Consider the following 17,640-nt stretch of genomic DNA (forward strand, 5'->3'; position numbering starts at 1 on the left):
CCCCCAGCACCACCCCCATCTCTCCCAGCAGCATCATGAGGCTGGTGCCGCCGGAGGAGAAAAAGGGCAGCGAGATGCCGGTGTTGGGGATGGTGTTGGTGACGACAGCCACGTTCAGCACCGCCTGCAGGGCCACCTGCACCACGAATCCCACCACCAGCAGCGCTCCGAACCGGTCGGGCGCGTGGGCTGCGATGGTGATGCCCCGGCAGAGCAGCAGCACGAACAGCCCCACCACTGCGCAGGCCCCCACGAAGCCCAGTTCCTCGCAGACGATGGAGAAGATGAAGTCGTTCTGAGGCTCGGGGACGAAAAGATGCTTCTGGCGGCTTTCCCCCAGACCGAGGCCGGTGGCCCCGCCGGAGCCGATGGCATAGAGGCTTTGGATAGTCTGGTGGCCGTCGCCCAGCGGGTCGGCGAAGGGGTCGAGCCAGGAGCGGAGCCGGTCGGCGGCGTAGGGGACGAGGTCGGGCATGACGGCCACCGCCGCACCAATGGCCCCGGCGCCTCCCGCGCCCGCCAGCAAAAACCACCGCAGCCCCGTACCGCCCACGAACATCAGCACCGCGCCGATGCCGAGGATGAGGACAGTGCCGGACAGGTGCGGCTCCAGCAGCATCAGGGCCGCCACCACCCCCAGCACCAGCGCAAAGGGCAGCACGCCCACGCTGAAGTCCTTCATCCGGTCGTGATTCAGTGCGATAATATGGGAAAACACCAGCACCACCGCAAACTTTGCGATCTCGCTGGGCTGCAGGGTGCCGAACCCCGGGATGACCAGCCACCGCCTGCAGCCGTTGTACTCAGGCATGAAGAGCACCGCCGCCAGCAATATCAGCGACAGCCCCAGCAGCGGCCACGCCAGCCTATGGAAGATATGGTAATCTACCCGGCTGGCCAGCCACATCCCGCAGAGCCCCAGCGCCGCGTAGAGCAGCTGAGGCCGCAGATAGGCCCAGGCGTCGCCCCGCCGGTAGAGCGCCACGGCGCTGGACGCGCTGGCCAGCATCACCAGCCCGAAGCCCACCAGCGTGAGCACCAGGATCAGAAACGGCAGGTCCATGCCGGGCAGCGGACGCAGGATCCTCTTCTTCATCCTCTCCCCCCTTCCCTTTAGTGTACGCACCGGGGCGGACGGCTAGTCACGGGGCTTCGCGCATATGATTGCAGGAAGGGAGGTGCTGTCTCATGTCCGAATCGCCAAAACCCGCCGACGCCCTGCGCACCCTGCCGGAACGGGCGTTCCGCGCCCGGGCAGGGCTGGTGGCGGGGGTGTTCTGTCTGGTCTGCTGCGGGCTGGCGGTGCGGCTTTTATTTTTGCAGGTGCTGGGCGGCGGCTGGTACACCGACCGCGCCCTGGGCCAGCCGCTGCGGGACACCGTCGTCCCCGCCGATCGGGGCCGCATTTATAGCGCCGACGGCGTCCTTCTGGCGGCCAACAGCAGCTGCTGGACTCTCCGGGCCTCGCCCCGGGAGATGCCGGAGGATAAACTCGCCCTCGCGGCCAGGGGGCTGGCCGAGATTTTGGAGCTGGACGAAGGGAAGCTTCTCGAGAAATTCAGCGACCGTCACTCCAACGACTGCCTCCTGCGCTACCGGGTAGACCGGGTCATGGCCGACGCCGTGCGGGACTTCTGCGAGGCAAACGGCATCACCGGCATCCGCATCGATCAGGACTCGAAGCGCTGGTACCCGCAGGGGGAGTTTCTGGCCTCGGTGCTGGGGTTCACCAATGTGGACAACGCGGGCGTCTCGGGCCTCGAACTGAAGTATGACGACCTGCTCACCGGCGAAAACGGCGTCGTCCTCACGGCGGTGAACGCCTGGGGCTACACCCTCGAGCAGAGCTATGAGACCGAGCGCTTCCCCACCGAGGGGGACGGCCTGCGGCTCACCATCGACGCCAACATCCAGCACTACCTCGAGAACGCACTGGGCTACGCGGTAAAGGAGCACCACGTCGCAGCTCGTGCCGTGGGCATCGTCATGGACGTGAACACCGGGGCCGTGCTGGCCATGTCCACCACCCCCGCCTACGACCCCAACCAGCCCCGCGTGCTGGCCGACAAGGCCGCCCGGGAGGCCGTAGAGGGGCTTTCCGGCGACGAGCGGACGGCGGCATTGCAGCTGGCCCAGCAGACCCAGTGGCGGAACAAGGCCGTCAGCGACCTCTACGAGCCGGGCAGCGTCTTCAAGCTCATCACCTGCGCGGCGGCGCTGGACACCGGAGCTGTGAGCAAAAATTCCAGCTTCTACTGCGGCGAGAGCATCTCGGTGGCCGGCACCCGCTTCCACTGCGCCAACCACAAGCGCCACGGGGCGCAGACCGTCACGCAGGCCCTCGAGAACTCCTGCAACCAGAGCTTCATCCAAATCGGCGCAAGGCTGGGCAAAGAGGCGTTCTGCGACTACTTTGCGGCCTTCGGCCTCCGCGCGCCCACCGGCATCGACCTGCCCGCCGAGCCGAAAAAGAGCCTCTACTACACCGCCGACCGGATGGGGCCGGTGGAGCTGGCGTCCTGCGCCTTCGGGCAGAGCAGCAAGATCTCTTACCTCGAGATGGCGTCGGCGGTCTGCGCCGTGGTCAACGGCGGGCGGCTGATGCAGCCCTACGTCGTCTCGGACATCCTCGGCCCGGAGGGCGAAGTCATCGACCACCTCTCCCCCGTCTGCAAGCGGCAGGTGCTGAAAGAGGAGACCTCCCGCACCATGCGGGAGATGATGGAGGCCGTCGTCCTCTACGGCGGCGGACGGAACGCCCGGATCGCGGGCTACCGGGTAGGCGGCAAGAGCGGCACCAGCCAGAAGCTGGACAGCGCCGACGAGAAGGCCCGCATCGCCAGCTTTGTGGCCGTGGCTCCCATCGACGACCCCCAGTTTTTGTGTCTCGTCTGCCTCGACGAGCCCCACAGCTGGACGACAGCGGGCGGCAGCCTCTCGGCCCCGGTCTGCGCCGAGGTCCTCGAGCAGACGCTGGTCTATAAAGGTGTCCCCCGCGCCGCTGTCCCGGATACGCCTGCTTCCGATGCTGAGACTTCCGCCGACCTTCCCGAGGACGGCGACAGCTTCGACGGGGCGTAAAAATGGGCAAAAGAAAAGACCGCTGGACGGCGGTCTTTTCTCAAATCTTCATCACATCGTGGAAATACGGCAGGGTGGAATACTGATATTTCCGCGCATACTCTCTTGGGTGGAGCGTCCGGCTCCCGTCTGCATGGTGGATGTAGTCTTCCAGATAATCCAGCACCTCACCGGCTATCTTTTTGATGTTGCGGATAGTCTCGTTGTATTCGTCCTGGTCCACCACGACATTCGCGCTATCGAGGTATTCCGTCTTCTCGACCAGCACCATCTTCGAATAGTCCAAACCCGACTTCGTGCGGCGGGAGCGCTCTGTCCCGCTGAACAGGAAAGCGTTTTTGTGATGGATGGAAGATCGATATGGAACGCAGATGAAATAGTCCAGATGCAGGTCGATGAGCAGGCAGCTATAGGGCCGTCCCTTCTTATACATCAGTTCCGGATACCGATGGGACGGGTAGTCCCGGATGAACTCTGTCGAGAGTTGATAGATTGCAACTTCAAATTCCATGTCCTGCCTCTTTCAACCAAAAAGCGGGGCCAGCCTTTCAGCTGACCCCGCCTGAACGCTTCGCCCGGTCAATTTTTATTTTACCGATGTGTCAGAACCGTCACACATCATCATCACTCGGTCAGTTTTTATTTTACCGACGAGTCAGAACCGTCACTCGTCTTCTTCAGCGAAGGAGAACAAGGCTGCGAAGCCTTTTCTCACTTACAGTATATCATATTTTATGCGAAAGGGCAACACTTTTTCAGCTCTGCTGCGGCTGGTCGCGGAACACGATCTCACCGGTGGCGCTGTCCATGGACTCGACGATGGCGAGGCTCTCCAGCTGGATGCCCTTGCTGCGGATGAGGTCGCCGCCCTGCTGGAAGCCCTTCTCGACGGCGATGCCGATGCCCTCGACGGTGGCACCGGCCTTCTCGGTCAGCTCCAGCAGACCCAGCAGGGCGCAGCCGTTGGCCAGGAAGTCGTCGATGATGAGGACGTGGTCCTCGGGGGTGAGGAACTTCTTGGAGACGATGACATTATAAATTTTCTTGTGGGTGAAGGACTGGATCTTCGTCTCGTAGTTGTCGTAGTCCAGGTTGATGCTCATGGACTTTTTGGCGAACACCACCGGCACGTTGAACTCGCTGGCCACCACAGCCGCGATGCCGATGCCGCTGGCCTCGATGGTGAGCACCTTGTTGATGGGCTTGCCATCGAACAGGCGCTTCCACTCCTTTGCCATCTCGCGGAACAGCGGGATGTCCATCTGATGGTTGATGAAGCTGTCCACCTTGAGCACGTTGCCCTCACGCACGATGCCGTCTTTGCGGATGCGGTCTTCCAGCATTTTCATAGTTCGTCTCTTCCTCCCAATTTCCCTGTCACAAAACGGTCGATATTTCATATCAGTATACCGGATACTCTCCCGGTTGGCAAGGCTTTTTCTGCCCAAATTTGACTCGTTCTCTCCGGTTTTTTCAGCCCTTTCGATTATAAGTATGACTTTTGCGGTACAGTCTGTGTCTCAGGGCGGGCGATTTGTGCAGTTGTCTCTTGTTTTCTGCGCAAAATCGAGTATACTGGTAGCAACCGGAAACGGCTTGCTGCGGCCGACGAGGGCCGCACCGGGAAAAGGAGTCAGTATATGAAGACAGGGTTAGTATTAGAGGGCGGTGCCATGCGGGGGATGTTCACCGCAGGCGTTCTGGATGTCCTGATGGAGCACGGCCTCACCACCGACGGCACCATCGGCGTGTCGGCGGGCGCGGTGTTCGGCTGCAACTTCAAGTCGCACCAGATCGGCCGCGTCATCCGCTACAACACCGAATATTGCAACGACAAGCGCTACGCCAGCTTCCGCAATCTGCTGCGCACCGGCAACCTCTACAGCGAGGATTTCTGCTACCACGAGGTGCCGGAAAAGCTGGACCCCTTCGATGAAGAGGCCTTCCGCGCTTCGCCCATGGACTTCTTTGTCGTCTGCACCGACCTGCGCACCGGCGACCCCATCTACCACAAGTGCCGCAGCGGCGACGCCGAAGACGTGCGCTGGATGGAGGCCTCGGCGTCCATGCCGCTGGCGGCGAAGGCCGTCCGGATCGGCCACTACTCCCTGCTGGACGGCGGCGTGGCCGACTCCATCCCCGTCCGCTTCTTCGAGAGCCTGGGTTACAAGCGGAACCTCATCATCCTGACCCAGCCCAAAGGCTTTGTGAAAAAGAAGAACCCCATGCTACCCGCCATCCGTGCGCGGTATCTGCGCTATCCGGCCTTCGTGGCAGCGGTGGCCGACCGTCACGAGCGATACAACGAGGCCCTCTCCTACATCGCCATGCAGGAGGCCTCCGGCAAGGACTATGTCATCCGCCCGCCCATCCCTCTGGAGATCGGCGCTATGGAGCGCGACCCGGCCCAGCTGCGCCGGGTCTACGAGACGGGCCGCGCCGTGGCGGAGAACCAGATCGATAAGATAGAGGCGTTCCTGAACGATGTGAAGCTTTCCCCCGAAGCTTAAGCCTCTCCCTTTGGGAGCAACGGCGACGACCGCCGCCAGCGGTGGAAACAGGGAGAAGCTGTTGGGGCCGCGGCCAGCAGGATACGAGCGGCAGCGAAGCAGACGCTGGGAGCCGCAACCCGGGCAGTGCCACCGAAGGTGGCGGAGAGGGCAAGCCCGCTTATCAAGAGTTCTCTACACAGCGATGGGCATTGGCTTTTGTCAGAGCGATGCCATCGCTGTTTTTTTGTTTCTCTGTGGCATCCTTGCCCTCTCAGGCGCTTCGCGCCAGCTCCCCCAGAGGGGGAGCCTCTGGCGTGTCGGCCAGGCCCATGCTGGACGAGCAAAGTTTCTTTATATTGAAAACAGCAGTGCCCTGCTACAGAGGGCAGCAGCTTCAGAACAATGTTCCTTGTCAAGCTGCTGCTAATCTCTGTAGCAGGGCACTATTTTTTACGTTATATTCGGCTTCCGGTGTCCAGTAGAAGTGACCCGGCCTGCCAAGGGCTCCCCCTCTGGGGGAGCTGGCACGCCTGCGGCGTGACTGAGAGGGTCACTGCATATCCGTCTCAGAGATGGGGGTATCCAGCTCATCGGCGGGGGGGTTTGCCGTCTCGGGCTGTTTTTCCTTCTTCTCCCTGCGGGGGTTTTCGCCCTTGGGACCGCGCTTCGACTTGATGCGCTTTGCCAGCAGCAGGAGCAGCACCAGCAGGGCTGCGCCGCCGGCGCAGAAGGCCCAGACGGGGAGCTTTGCGGGGACGAAAGCCACTTCGACCTCGGTGCCGGTGGTGGTGAAGGTGGTGTAGCTGCCGAAACTGCCCGTCTCCACCTTATGCCAGCTGCCGTCGGCCTGCTTGACGTAGACTTTGCCCTTGGCCTTGCCGGGGGTCAGATAACGGATCTGGTGGGTCTCATTGCCGTCATCGGTGAACTCCAGCAGCCACTGCTCTGTCACACCGTGGACATCGGCTGTGATGTCCTGCTGGGTGACCTGCACAGCGTTGGAACCGCCGAAGAAGCCGTCCACGAAGAAGACGGGGCGTCCGTTCTCACGGGTGACGCTGCTGCTCAGAGACGGGATGTAGGGCGTGTACTCCACATTGACCACGGTGTCGGTGTGGAGCTGGTCGAGGACAGGTGTGCTCCACTCGGCGTAGTATCCATTCTTCTGGGGGATCTCGGGGTAGTCGTCCAGAGTGAAAGACGCACCGTAGTCAAAGCTGATCTTCTTGATGACGTGGCCGTCGGCCTTGAAGGTCAGGGTCAGCTTGCGGAAGGAGTCCGGCACATTCTCCTGAGCCAGCAGGGTCTCATAAGTGACCGGCTCTGCCTGACCGACGCGGCTCAGGCGGTCGATGCCCTGCAGATCGTCGGAGACGAAGAGGTTGCCATAGAAGTCGCCGTCCTGTCCGCCGGAGACAGCGCCTACATACTGCTGGCCTTCCAGCACAGAGACGATGGCGCGGTTGTTGATGGCGATGAGGCTGCCGTCGGTGAGGTCGCTGTCGGTACCCTGACCGACGATGCCTCCGATGTACTTTTCACCGCTGAGGGCGCATTTTGCCCAGTTGCCGCGGAGCTTGGCGCTGGCCGCACCGGCAATGCCGCCCACCTGATTGACGCCGGTGACGTCGCCGTAGGACTCGCAGGCCGTCACAAGGCCCAGTTCCTCCTGACCGACGATGCCGCCGACCATGTCCTTCTTGGCGGTGATGCTGCCCTCGTTGATGTTGCCGATGAGGACGGCGCTGACGGTATAGGAGGTGCGCAGCAGCGAGGTACCCTCGTCCTTGTTGTCCTCCTCGGGGTCCAGCAGGTTCTCGACGCCCATGGTACCGGCGATGCCGCCCACGTTCATGTCGGCGTCGATGGTGCCGCGGTTGATGCTGTTCTCGATCTTGCCGTCGGACTGGGAGGCGATGAGATCTTCCGACTCATCCTCGTAGATGGTCTTGCTGCCCGGGTCGCTGATCTCTTCCACAGCATCCAGCATCAGGTTGGACACGACGCTGACCTGTGCGGTCACGGCGCGCATCTTGTCGGTCAGCTGGTTGCTGGCGGTGCGCATGGTGCTGTTGATGTCGTCCATCTTGTCGGTCAGGGCGCTGACAGCATCAAAGAGGGAGTCCTTGGTGTTGGTCAGCTCTGCCGAGGGACGAGGCACCTTGATGGGGTCCTGCTGGTTGAGCCAGTGGAGGATGTCGCGGGTCTGGCCCATCATATCGGTCAGGCCGCCGAGGCCGTCCTGCATCTGGCCCATGGCCACGGAGGTATGCGCCAGCGTTGCACTGGTGAGGGCGGCGTCGGTCTTGAGCAGGTCGAGGGAGTCGCTCAGGTCATCCATGGCGTCGCTCAGCTTGTCGGAAGCATCTCTCAGCTGATCGAGACCATCCTTGATGCTGCCGCCGCCGTTATTGCCGACCCAGTCCTTGATGTTGTCCATGATGTCGTCGGTGATGCTGCCCATGCCGTCCAGCGCGTCAGAGGCTTTGGTCAGAGCCGCAGCCAGCTCGGGGTGGTCGGAGGCCGAGACGGACTTGGCAGCGCTGCCCACGATGCCGCCCATCTGGGTGGCAATGGTAGAGATGGTGCCGATGGCACTTGCGATTTGGGAAGTAGCACGGGCAATGTCACTGTCGTTGGACAGGAGGGACGCCGTGCGCAGCAGGCCCATGCCTGCGGTGACGGCCTTCATTGCCGGGGCCATGCCGCTGCCCAGCGTGAAGACGCCGGCCACGGAGTTGGCCACCTTCAGCAGCTCAATGCCGGTCTTGAGGTTCTTGTCGGACTTCTTGTCCGAGGACAGGGAGTCGTATGCGGAGAGGATGCCGGAGATGGCCTGCGAGGCAGCGCTGTCATCGCCGGTATCGACAGACTCCAACAGCTGTTTGATACCCTCAGAGATAGCCGACATACCGTCACGGCCATCCTCGGCCGCGTCGCTCACCTTGTCCAGACCGGAGCTGGTCTTGCCAAGGGCTCTGGATGCCATCAGCATCTCAGCGGCCATCTCGCGCATGGCCCACTTGAGGTTTCCGGTGGCGTCGGTCAGCTTGGTCATGGCATCTTCGCCGGTGTCCATAACAGGTTCGAGTTTGGTGAGGGTATCGGCCAGCAGAGTGGAGGCGCGGTCGATCTCGTCGGCCACCTCGTCGCCGTAGTCGCTGGCCTGGTCGTCCAGCTGACGGGCCGCTGCAATGGCGGTGTCCATCTGGCCGGTCATGGCGCTGAAGGAGTTGGAGATGCTGGTGGTGGAGTTCTCGACGACGCCGGTGGTGTCATCGACAAGGCCACGCAGGACCTCCAGCTCCGAACGGAGACGCTTGATGGTGTCCTTGGAGAGGTCCAGCTCCCGGTAAGGCTCCGCCTGACCGGCGATGCCGCCCACGTCCTTGCGGCCCAGAATATGGCCCTGATTGACACAGCCGGATACGAGGCCGTCGGTGCGGCCCACGATGCCGCCCACATTGTAGCCAACATGCTCGTAGCCGATGGTGCCGGTGTTGACGCTGGTCAGGATCATGCCGGAGGAGCGGCCTGCGATGCCGCCGGTGTCGGTGGCGACGTTGGTGACGGAATTGGTGGCGTCGTCAGCAGCGGCGGCCATCTTGTTGTTGATGTAGTCCACCATCTTGGCGGTGAAGCCGTCGGTGTCGAGAGAGGCTTCCGGATATTCGGTGTTGATGCTGCCCACATTGGTGCAGCCGGTGATGGCGCCAAGGTTGTAGCCTGCGATGCCGCCGGTGGAAGATTTGCCGGTGACGATGGCGCGGGCAGTGCTGTGGTCGATGGTGCCTTCGGACTCGTTGCGGCCCACGATGCCGCCCACCTCGCTGTCGCCGGTGACGACGCCGGTGAACTGGCAGCTGATGAGGGTGCCGTGGTTGATGCCTACGATGCCGCCGGTGGTGGTGTCGGCAGAGTCAGAGACAGACACGACGCCGCGGACGCTCAGGGACTCGATGGAGCCCTGTTCCTCCACGATGCCGAAGAGGCCCGCCGGGGAATACTGGCCCGTAATGGTCAGGTCCGAGATGGTGTGGCCATTGCCCTTGAACTGTCCGCTGAAGGACGGGATGGGCTCCCACAGCATCCCCTCGAGGGAGAGGTCTTTCTGTAAAATAACCGTCTTTCCCACCGACCACTGGTCATAGGCACAGTTTCTGGCCAGCGAGAGCAGGTCCGAGACGCTGTTGATGTAAATGGTATCGCCGTCGTCGGACGCGAACACCGGCAGTGCGATGCTCAGCGCCAGCACAGCGGCCAGAAGCGCAGCCGTCAGGCGGCGCAGCAGATGGTTACTGGTCTTCATTCTGCACCTCCTGTTTTTCGTTGTCGTCCAGTTCCTGAGAGACGTTGCCCGAGATGACGGTCAGCTGGACGTTGCCGTCCACGATGGCGTTCATCGTACCGGCCACAGAGCCGTGGATCTCGCCCTGCACGATGCCGTTGACCCGCATACGGCCATTGCCGCTGCTGCGGGCCACCAGCTTCGGCACGGCAAAGGAGGTACGGTCCACGATGCGGGTGCCGATGAGCAGGATCTGGGGCAGAACGAAGAGGACGAGGAGGATGGAGATGATGGTGCCGCGGCCCAGGCACTGGCCGATGCCCACGATGCAGGCGTCGGAAGTCATCTGGCCGATGAGGAGGCCGGACACGGTCATGATGGTGCCGGAAGTCAGGATGGTCGGGAACGCGAAGTTGATGGTCTCTATCATGGCCTGCTTGTGCTCCATCTTATCCTTCAGCTCGTTGAAACGGGTAGCGATGACGATCGCGTAGTCGATGTTCGCGCCCATCTGGATGGAGCTGACGATGAGGTAGCCCATGAAGTAGAGGTTGGTCCCCATGAAATATGGGAACGAGAAGTTGATCCAGATAGCGCCCTGGATGACCACGATGAGCAGGATGGGCATACCGACGGACTGGAAGGTGAACAGCAGCACCAGCAGGACGATAAAGATGGACACGACGTTGACGACGACATTATCGATGGCGAAGGACTTCTGGAAATCGTACTCGTTGGTGGCGTCACCGGCCATGTAGAGCTCGCCGTCCGGGTAATACTTCCGGGCGATGGAGCGGATGGTGTCGGTGAACTCATAAGTAGTCTGGCCGGGTTCCAGAGAGGGGCTCAGGTAGATGAGGACGCGGTTGTAGTCGTCGCCCTGCAGCTGGGCCAGTGCGCTCTCCATCTGTTCGCGGGCGTCGTGGAGGTCGTCCAGGTCTTCCTGAGAGAGGGAGACGATGCCGGTGTCGGCCTCGTCGCAGACGTAGAGGAACATATCCACCAGCGGCACTTTATAGGAGGCGAAGTTGCCGATGATCTGGCCGTACTCCTCGTTCTCGATGGCGTAGGCGGTGTAGATCATCTGGGCGGCCTCGTAGTCCAGGTCGGCCATCTCGGAGAACTGGCGGGCGGTGAGCTTGTCTTCCAGCATATAGCCGTCCTGGGCCTCGATGTTGGACAGACCCTTGGTGGAGTCTATTTCATCATAGCGTTCCAGCTCCTCCAGCATCTTTTTCTCGATGCTGTAATCGTCGTTCTTGGGGTAGACGAGGGCCACGAGGTTCGACTTGGTGAAGTTCTCTTCGATCATCTGGTCTGCGATGAGGGATTCGTTCATCTTCGGCACCTTAATGACGTCGTAGCCGTAGGCGTAGGGACAAAGGTTCGAGAAGTGGTAACCGATGAGGATGACCACCAGGAAGATGACAGGGATGACCTTGCGGGTGCGCCATGCAAAGCGGCCCACGAAGGGGATCTCCGGCACGAAGTTCCTGTGCCTGGTCTTATCCATGTAGGGTCCGAAGAGCATCAGCAGGCCGGGCATGACCACGAACACCGAGAGCATCGCAAAGAGGATGGACTTGATGAGGCAGACGGCCATATCGGAGCCGATGCGGAACTGCATGAACAGCATCGCCACAAGGCCGCCGACGGTGGTCAGGGAGCTGGAGCTGATCTCGGGGATGCTCTTGCTCAGGGACTCGATGACGGCCTCCTTCAGAGGCATGGTCTGGTGTTCTTCCTTGAAGTGGTTGCAGAAGATGATGGCGTAGTCCAGCGACAGCGCCAGCTGCAGGATGTTCGTGACCGAGTTGGACACGAAAGAGATGGTGCCGAGCATGAAGTTTGTACCCATGTTCAGGATCATGCCCACCACGAAGGTGAGGATGAGGACAGGCACCTCGGCGTAGGTCTGGGACGTCAGGAGCAGGACGATGACGATGATGACGGCAACATACACCATGATGACCCGCACCTCGGCATCAATGGTCTCCTGCTGGGTGTTGCCCAGCGAGGTGGAGACGTAGATGTCGTAGTCGGCGAGGTATTCCTTCACCCGGTCAAGGGCCTCGAGGCACTGGTCATCGTCCTCGGGGTAGTCGAAGGTGATGGAGTAAAGGGCCGACACCGCGTCCTTATTATAATGGTCGGTGGTGTCGTCGTAGTCCAGCATCTGGACGCCCTTGAGCTCGGTGAGCCGGTCGGAAAGCTCGTCGGCCTCAGCGGGCGTGATGTTGGCCACCATGACATCGGCAGAGCCGTAGGTCGTGAACTGCTCGTCCATGATGTCGAGGCCCATGCGGGTCTCCGAGGTCTTGGGCAGGTAGGTGGTCATGTCGGTCTCGACCTTGACCCACCGCACCGAGAACACCGTGAAGATGGCAGCCAGAATGACAAACAGGAACACAAGGTTGCGGCGTTCCACGATCTGGCGCGCAAGCTTGTGCATGAAGTCTATCTGCGGTTTTTCGTGTTCGTTCAAAGCGTCCGTCCTCCTTTGTCGTGATTTTTTTGCAGTTTCATCCCCGGGGATGGGCTGCACAGTCGTCTCATAAACAACCTCCGTCCGATAAACTACATTTGGTGATTTTGTGAAAATTCGAAGAGAAATATTTGTACAAATGATATAATAGAGCGCTGCCCATCAAAAAGCAAGCGGCAAAACCACCCGAATGATAAAATTTGCTTGTTCTTAGCCGCCCTCTCAGTCATCGCGCCTGAGAGGGCTAGTGTTTCCGTTTCCTGCGCGGCCCTGCATTGACGTAGCCGAACACTGTGCCGCAGACGCCGCCGACGATGTGCATGAAGTTGGCCACGTTGTCCCGCACAAAGATGATGTCATAGATCTGCTGGCCCAGATAGAGCGCCGCCACCAGCAGCATGGTGACGGGGATGCCGCCCGAGAAGCCGGACAGGGATGCCAGCATGATGAGCATGAAGACGATGCCCGACGCGCCCAGCAGCGCCGTGCGGGGGAACAACGCACACTGCAGAATGCCCGAGATGAGGGCCGTGAGCAGGATGCCTTTGAGCAGGGGCAGGCTGCCGTACTTTTCTTCCATCGGCGGGCCGACGACGAGGAGAAGCAGCATATTGTTCAGGAAATGGTCCCAGCTGCCGTGGCCCAGCACATGGCCGAAGAGCCGGATGTAAAACAGCGGGTCTTTCAGCGAGGAACGGTAAACGCTGAACAGATGGGTGGTCGTCCAGCCGCCGGTGTACTGGCCCAGGAACAGCACCCCCAGTGAGAGGAGGAAAAATGTCAGGATGACCGGCGAATTGTACTGCACAGACAGCGTGAATTTGGGTCGTTTCGTAGTTGTTTCCTTCTTTCCCGGCCCGTCCGGGGCCGCAGTATGAGTGATACGACCATCATATCATAATCTTCAAGGTTTTTCCACAACTTTCGTCGGTTCAGCCCCGGGTCTGCTCCCAATAGGCCCCCATGCTCTGGCCGGGCTGGTCGGTGACTTCGTCGTTCAGGTAGTCCGCGAGGCCCACGGCGGCAGGCTGCCAGCTGCGGGCTGCCTCTACCGTGGGGTACTCCACCTCGGCGTACCAGAACTCCGTCGGCTGGCCCTCGTCCACATGATTCACTTCCAGCACCGCACCGTCCGGCAGCAGGTAGCTGCGGTGGAGCTTCGGGATAAGGGGCCTGCCGATGATCTTCGTCTCGAGGTCATTGAAAAGCTCAGGGTCGATGTCCCGCTCGATCTCTTCCCTCGCCAGCCCGCCGCCCGACTTGAAGCAGAGGACGTAGCGGGTCTTGCCTCCCGTCAGGGCCTCTTCCCGGATGCGGACGGTGGGCCGCACGCTGATGTAGCCCTGCCGCATGGCAAACTCCTCTTTCAGCGGCAGCCCTTCCGGCCAGCCGTTCACCATCCACTTGCGCTCGATTTCCATGATGTTTTCCTTCCTTTCGGTGGTTTTTGTATTTATTCTAACATATTTTTATGGTATTATAAATGGTAAGTTAGCATGTCACAAAAGCCTCTCCCCTTGGGAGAGGTGTCACCGAAGGTGACGGAGAGGGCAAGGACGCTGACGGAGATGTTTGAACACAGCGATAACATCGCTCTGATAAAGGCTTTTGACTATCGCCGCATTCCGTCTCTTTTGTCACACGCTTGCCCTCTCAGGCGCTCCGCGCCAGCTCTCCCAAAGGGAGAGCCTTTAACAGAAGGAGTTCACAGTATGAAATCAGAACGCAGCTATCCTATTTATAAAGTAAACAAAAAAGCCGAGGCCAGCCTCGTGGGCGGGCATCCGTGGGTATACGAGAACGACATCCTCGAGTTCCCGGAGACAGAGCCCGAGAACGGAACCCTCGCCGACGTGGTGAGCCCGAAGGGCGCTTACCTCGGCACCGGCTTCGTCTCTCTCAAGAGCAAGATCCGCGTCCGCCTCATCTCCCGCAACGCCAACGACACCTTCGACGCCAGCTTCTGGCGCCGCCGCGTCGAGTACGCCTGGGCCTACCGCAAGACCGTCCTTGAGCCCGCCGACCTGTCGGCCTGCCGGGTCATCTTCGGCGAGGCCGACCAGTTCCCCGGCCTGACCGTGGACCGCTTCAACAACATCCTCGTCACCCAGACCCTCAGCGTCGGCATGGAGAAACTGAAGCCCGTCCTCTTCCCCCTCCTCGCCGAAGTGCTGCGGGCCGACGGCCAGACCATCGACGGCATCTACGAGCGGAACGACGAGGCCCTGCGTGCCAAAGAGGGTCTCGAGCAGAGCAAGGGCTGGTTCGAGCTGCCGGGTGAGAGCCACCCCGCCTCCACCCAGACCGAGATCTGCGAGAACGGCGTCTACTACCACGTCGATTTTGAGAACGGCCAGAAGACCGGCTTCTTCCTCGACCAGAAGTACAACCGCCGGGCAGTCGCCCGCCTCGCCGCCGGCCACACCGTGCTGGACTGCTTCACCCACACCGGCAGCTTTGCCCTCAACGCAGCCAGCGGCGGCGCAGCCCGGGTCACGGCAGCGGACATCAGCGCCGACGCCATCGCCATGGCCCAGCGGAACGCGGAGCGCAACGGCCTGACCAACATGGACTTCCTCTGCGAGGATCCCTTCGAGCTGCTGCCCCGCCTCGAAAAAGAAGGCCACCCCTACGATTTCATCATCCTCGACCCGCCGGCTTTCACCAAAGCCCGCCGCACGGTGGAAAACGCCATGCGGGGCTACAAGGAGATCAACTACCGGGCCATGAAGCTTCTGCCCCGGGGCGGCTACCTCGCCACGGCAAGCTGCTCTCATTTTGCCACCGAGGAGCTGTTCATCAAGATGCTGCGCTCCGCCGCAAAGGACGCTCACCGCCAGCTGCGCCAAATCGAAGTGCGCCAGCAGGCCCCCGACCACCCCATCCTCTGGGGCGTACCGGAGACGAACTATCTGAAGTTTTTCCTGTTTCAGGTCATCTAATAGTCATACCACCCGCGCAATACTCCAAAAAATCGGGAGTCAGTTTGTGCAGAATCGTCAAATCTGTCTATTGCGTTTTTCGCCCCGTTCGGCTATAATCATCGCATAGACAGCAACGGCGCTGTGAGTCACCTCCTGACTCGCAGCGTCGTTTCGTTTAACTCGATATTTCGCGGGAGAGCCCGCCTCTTTCCGCGTAAAAATCCGCGACCAGCTGAAGTATTTCAATTCAAGTAAGGAGTAGGATTTATGGCAGCAAATGTTATGGAGATCTACGGCAGCAAGGTGTTCAACGAGCACGTCATGAAGGAGCGCCTCCCCAGCGCTACCTACAAGAGCCTCGAGAAGACCCTGCACAAGGGCGCACCTCTGGACATCGAGGTGGCAAACGTCGTGGCCAGCGTCATGAAGCGCTGGGCCATGGAGCTGGGTGCCACCCACTACACCCACTGGTTCCAGCCGCTGACCGGCATTACCAGCGAGAAGCATGACGGCTTCGTCTCCCCCGTGGGCGACGGCACCGCCATCATGGAGTTCAACGGCAAGGAGCTGGTGCGCGGCGAGCCCGACGCCTCTTCCTTCCCCTCCGGCGGCCTGCGCGCCACCTGTGAGGCCCGCGGCTACACCGCATGGGACCCCACCAGCTTCGCTTTCGTGAAAGATGACGTCCTCTGCATCCCCACTGCATTCGTCAGCTACACCGGCGAGGCGCTGGACAAGAAGACTCCCCTGCTGCGCTCCATGAACGCGCTGTCCAATCAGGCCATCCGCGTCCTGAAGCTCTTCGGCAAGGATGTGGATTACGTCTCCACCACCGTCGGCCCCGAGCAGGAGTACTTCCTTATTAAGAAGGAAGACTACGAGGCCCGTCAGGACCTCATCCTCACCGGCCGCACCCTCTTCGGCGCACCGTCCGCCAAGGGTCAGGAGCTGGAAGAGCACTACTTCGGCGTCATCCGCCCCGAGGTCTCCGCTTTCATGAAGGAGCTGGACGAAGAGCTGTGGAAGCTGGGCATCCCCGCCAAGACCAAGCACAATGAGGTAGCTCCCTGCCAGCATGAGCTGGCCCCCATCTTTGACACCACCAACGTCGCCATCGACCACAACCTGCTGACGATGGAGATGATGAAGAAGCTGGCCCCCAAGTACGGTCTGGTCTGCCTGCAGCACGAGAAGCCTTTCGAGGGCGTCAACGGCAGCGGCAAGCACAACAACTGGTCCATGTCCACCACCCACGAGAATCTGCTGGACCCGGGCGACACCCCCATGGAGAACCTGCAGTTCCTGGTCTTCCTCGCCGCCGTCATCAAGGCTGTCGATGAGTACGCCGACCTGCTCCGTACCTCCGTCGCCACCCCCGGCAACGACCACCGTCTGGGCGCCAACGAGGCACCTCCGGCCATCATCTCCATCTTCGTGGGCGAAGAGCTGGAAGCCGTCATCGACGCCATCGCTTCCGATTCTCCCTACGCCGGCCCCGTCAAGATGAAGATGGACCTGGGCGTCGATGTCCTGCCCAAGTTCAGCAAGGACACCACCGACCGCAACCGTACTTCTCCCTTTGCCTTCACCGGCAACAAGTTTGAGTTCCGTATGCCCGGCTCCGCCGAGAACCTGAGCGACTGCAACACCATCCTGAACACCGCCGTCGCCAAGGAGCTGAAGGGCTACGCTGACGAGCTGGAGAAGGCCGACGACTTCACCAGCGCCGCCATCGCCCTCGTCAAGCGCACCATCCGCGACCACCGCCGCGTCATCTTCAACGGCAACGGCTACACTGCCGAGTGGGAAGAGGAAGCTGCAAAGCGCGGTCTGCCCAACAAGAAGAACACCCCCGCCGCTCTGCCCGCCCTCATCGAGCCGAAGAACATCGCCCTGATGGAGGACTTCGGCGTCCTGACCAAGGTCGAGATGGAGAGCCGCTACGAAGTTGAGATGGAGCACTACTCCAAGATCATCAACATCGAGGCCCTGACCATGCTGGAGATGGCCCGCAAGCAGCTGCTGCCCGCCGTCAACGCCTACATGAGTGAGGTCGCCAACACCGCCGCCTCCAAGCTGGCCGTCAGCGAGAGCCTGAGCGTCCGCAGTGAGACGAAGGCCCTCACCCGCCTGTCCGCTGACGCCGACGCCATGAGCGACGCTGTGGACGAGCTGCAGGCTGCCGTCAATGCCGCAAAGGCCCTCTCCGACGAGAGCGCAAAGGCCGTCGCCTTCCACGACGACGTTCTGCCCAAGATGGACGCTCTTCGCGCCGCCGCCGACGACGCCGAGACCATCTGCGGCGAGGACTACTGGCCTCTGCCCAGCTACAGCAAGATGCTCTACTACGTCTGATCTTCACATACCAGC

At 61.2% G+C, this 17,640-nt stretch carries 11 protein-coding genes; 4 read left to right on the forward strand and 7 right to left on the reverse strand.

Annotated elements, in window-relative coordinates:
* A partial coding sequence (locus tag F3G95_RS04810; protein WP_149794059.1) for a putative peptidoglycan glycosyltransferase FtsW occupies positions 1 to 1,096 on the reverse strand: 1,096 nt, incomplete at its 3' end.
* 92 nt (positions 1,097 to 1,188) lie between these two features.
* Between F3G95_RS04810 and F3G95_RS04815 the strand changes: the two genes are divergently transcribed.
* Entirely contained in the window at positions 1,189 to 3,081 is a 1,893-nt protein-coding gene (locus F3G95_RS04815; RefSeq protein WP_149794060.1) for a penicillin-binding transpeptidase domain-containing protein, read from the forward strand.
* A 40-nt stretch (positions 3,082 to 3,121) separates the two neighbouring features.
* Here F3G95_RS04815 and F3G95_RS04820 read toward each other — a convergent pair whose 3' ends face one another.
* The gene (locus F3G95_RS04820) at positions 3,122 to 3,592 is read right to left on the reverse strand and encodes a hypothetical protein (protein ID WP_149794061.1); all 471 of its coding nucleotides are present in this window, start codon (positions 3,590 to 3,592) and stop codon (positions 3,122 to 3,124) included.
* A 244-nt stretch (positions 3,593 to 3,836) separates the two neighbouring features.
* Complete coding sequence (locus F3G95_RS04825) at positions 3,837 to 4,430, reverse strand: xanthine phosphoribosyltransferase (RefSeq protein WP_015563641.1); 594 nt, start codon at positions 4,428 to 4,430, stop codon at positions 3,837 to 3,839.
* A 291-nt stretch (positions 4,431 to 4,721) separates the two neighbouring features.
* On the opposite strand from F3G95_RS04825, the gene F3G95_RS04830 reads away from it, so the two are divergent.
* Positions 4,722 to 5,591: a patatin family protein gene (locus tag F3G95_RS04830; RefSeq protein ID WP_149794062.1), complete on the forward strand. Its 870-nt coding sequence runs from the start codon at positions 4,722 to 4,724 to the stop codon at positions 5,589 to 5,591.
* Positions 5,592 to 6,123: 532 nt separating this feature from the next.
* On the opposite strand, the gene F3G95_RS04835 is transcribed toward F3G95_RS04830, so the two are convergent.
* The 4 genes from F3G95_RS04835 to F3G95_RS04850 all read right to left on the reverse strand — a co-directional run bounded on the left by F3G95_RS04835 (position 6,124) and on the right by F3G95_RS04850 (position 13,767).
* Positions 6,124 to 9,882: a hypothetical protein gene (locus F3G95_RS04835; protein ID WP_149794063.1), complete on the reverse strand. Its 3,759-nt coding sequence runs from the start codon at positions 9,880 to 9,882 to the stop codon at positions 6,124 to 6,126.
* The gene (locus F3G95_RS04840; protein WP_149794064.1) at positions 9,869 to 12,346 is read right to left on the reverse strand and encodes an MMPL family transporter; all 2,478 of its coding nucleotides are present in this window, start codon (positions 12,344 to 12,346) and stop codon (positions 9,869 to 9,871) included. The genes F3G95_RS04835 and F3G95_RS04840 overlap by 14 nt, the downstream gene beginning before the upstream one ends.
* Positions 12,347 to 12,590: 244 nt before the next feature.
* Positions 12,591 to 13,160 (reverse strand): rhomboid family intramembrane serine protease, encoded by a 570-nt coding sequence (locus F3G95_RS04845; protein ID WP_149794065.1) that lies wholly within the window; start codon positions 13,158 to 13,160, stop codon positions 12,591 to 12,593.
* 118 nt (positions 13,161 to 13,278) lie between these two features.
* The gene (locus F3G95_RS04850) at positions 13,279 to 13,767 is read right to left on the reverse strand and encodes a CYTH domain-containing protein (protein ID WP_149794066.1); all 489 of its coding nucleotides are present in this window, start codon (positions 13,765 to 13,767) and stop codon (positions 13,279 to 13,281) included.
* 291 nt (positions 13,768 to 14,058) lie between these two features.
* On the opposite strand from F3G95_RS04850, the gene F3G95_RS04855 reads away from it, so the two are divergent.
* Both F3G95_RS04855 and F3G95_RS04860 read left to right on the forward strand, forming a co-directional pair.
* The gene (locus F3G95_RS04855) at positions 14,059 to 15,288 is read left to right on the forward strand and encodes a class I SAM-dependent rRNA methyltransferase (protein WP_149794067.1); all 1,230 of its coding nucleotides are present in this window, start codon (positions 14,059 to 14,061) and stop codon (positions 15,286 to 15,288) included.
* A 249-nt stretch (positions 15,289 to 15,537) separates the two neighbouring features.
* Positions 15,538 to 17,625, forward strand: coding sequence for a glutamine synthetase III (locus F3G95_RS04860; protein WP_149794068.1), 2,088 nt, complete (start codon positions 15,538 to 15,540; stop codon positions 17,623 to 17,625).
* Positions 17,626 to 17,640: the final 15 nt, after the last annotated feature.

It is taken from the genome of Faecalibacterium sp. Marseille-P9312 (assembly GCF_902497445.1).
GTDB lineage: Bacteria > Bacillota > Clostridia > Oscillospirales > Ruminococcaceae > Faecalibacterium > Faecalibacterium longum.

Bases quoted from the DNA above. Each gene is read 5' to 3' on its own strand.
- F3G95_RS04855 (WP_149794067.1), top strand. From the start codon at position 14,059: ATGAAATCAGAACGCAGCTATCCTATTTATAAAGTAAACAAAAAAGCC.
- F3G95_RS04815 (WP_149794060.1), top strand. From the start codon at position 1,189: ATGTCCGAATCGCCAAAACCCGCCGACGCCCTGCGCACCCTGCCGGAA.
- F3G95_RS04860 (WP_149794068.1), top strand. From the start codon at position 15,538: ATGGCAGCAAATGTTATGGAGATCTACGGCAGCAAGGTGTTCAACGAG.
- F3G95_RS04850 (WP_149794066.1), bottom strand. From the start codon at position 13,767: ATGGAAATCGAGCGCAAGTGGATGGTGAACGGCTGGCCGGAAGGGCTG.
- F3G95_RS04825 (WP_015563641.1), bottom strand. From the start codon at position 4,430: ATGAAAATGCTGGAAGACCGCATCCGCAAAGACGGCATCGTGCGTGAG.
- F3G95_RS04820 (WP_149794061.1), bottom strand. From the start codon at position 3,592: ATGGAATTTGAAGTTGCAATCTATCAACTCTCGACAGAGTTCATCCGG.
- F3G95_RS04835 (WP_149794063.1), bottom strand. From the start codon at position 9,882: ATGAAGACCAGTAACCATCTGCTGCGCCGCCTGACGGCTGCGCTTCTG.
- F3G95_RS04830 (WP_149794062.1), top strand. From the start codon at position 4,722: ATGAAGACAGGGTTAGTATTAGAGGGCGGTGCCATGCGGGGGATGTTC.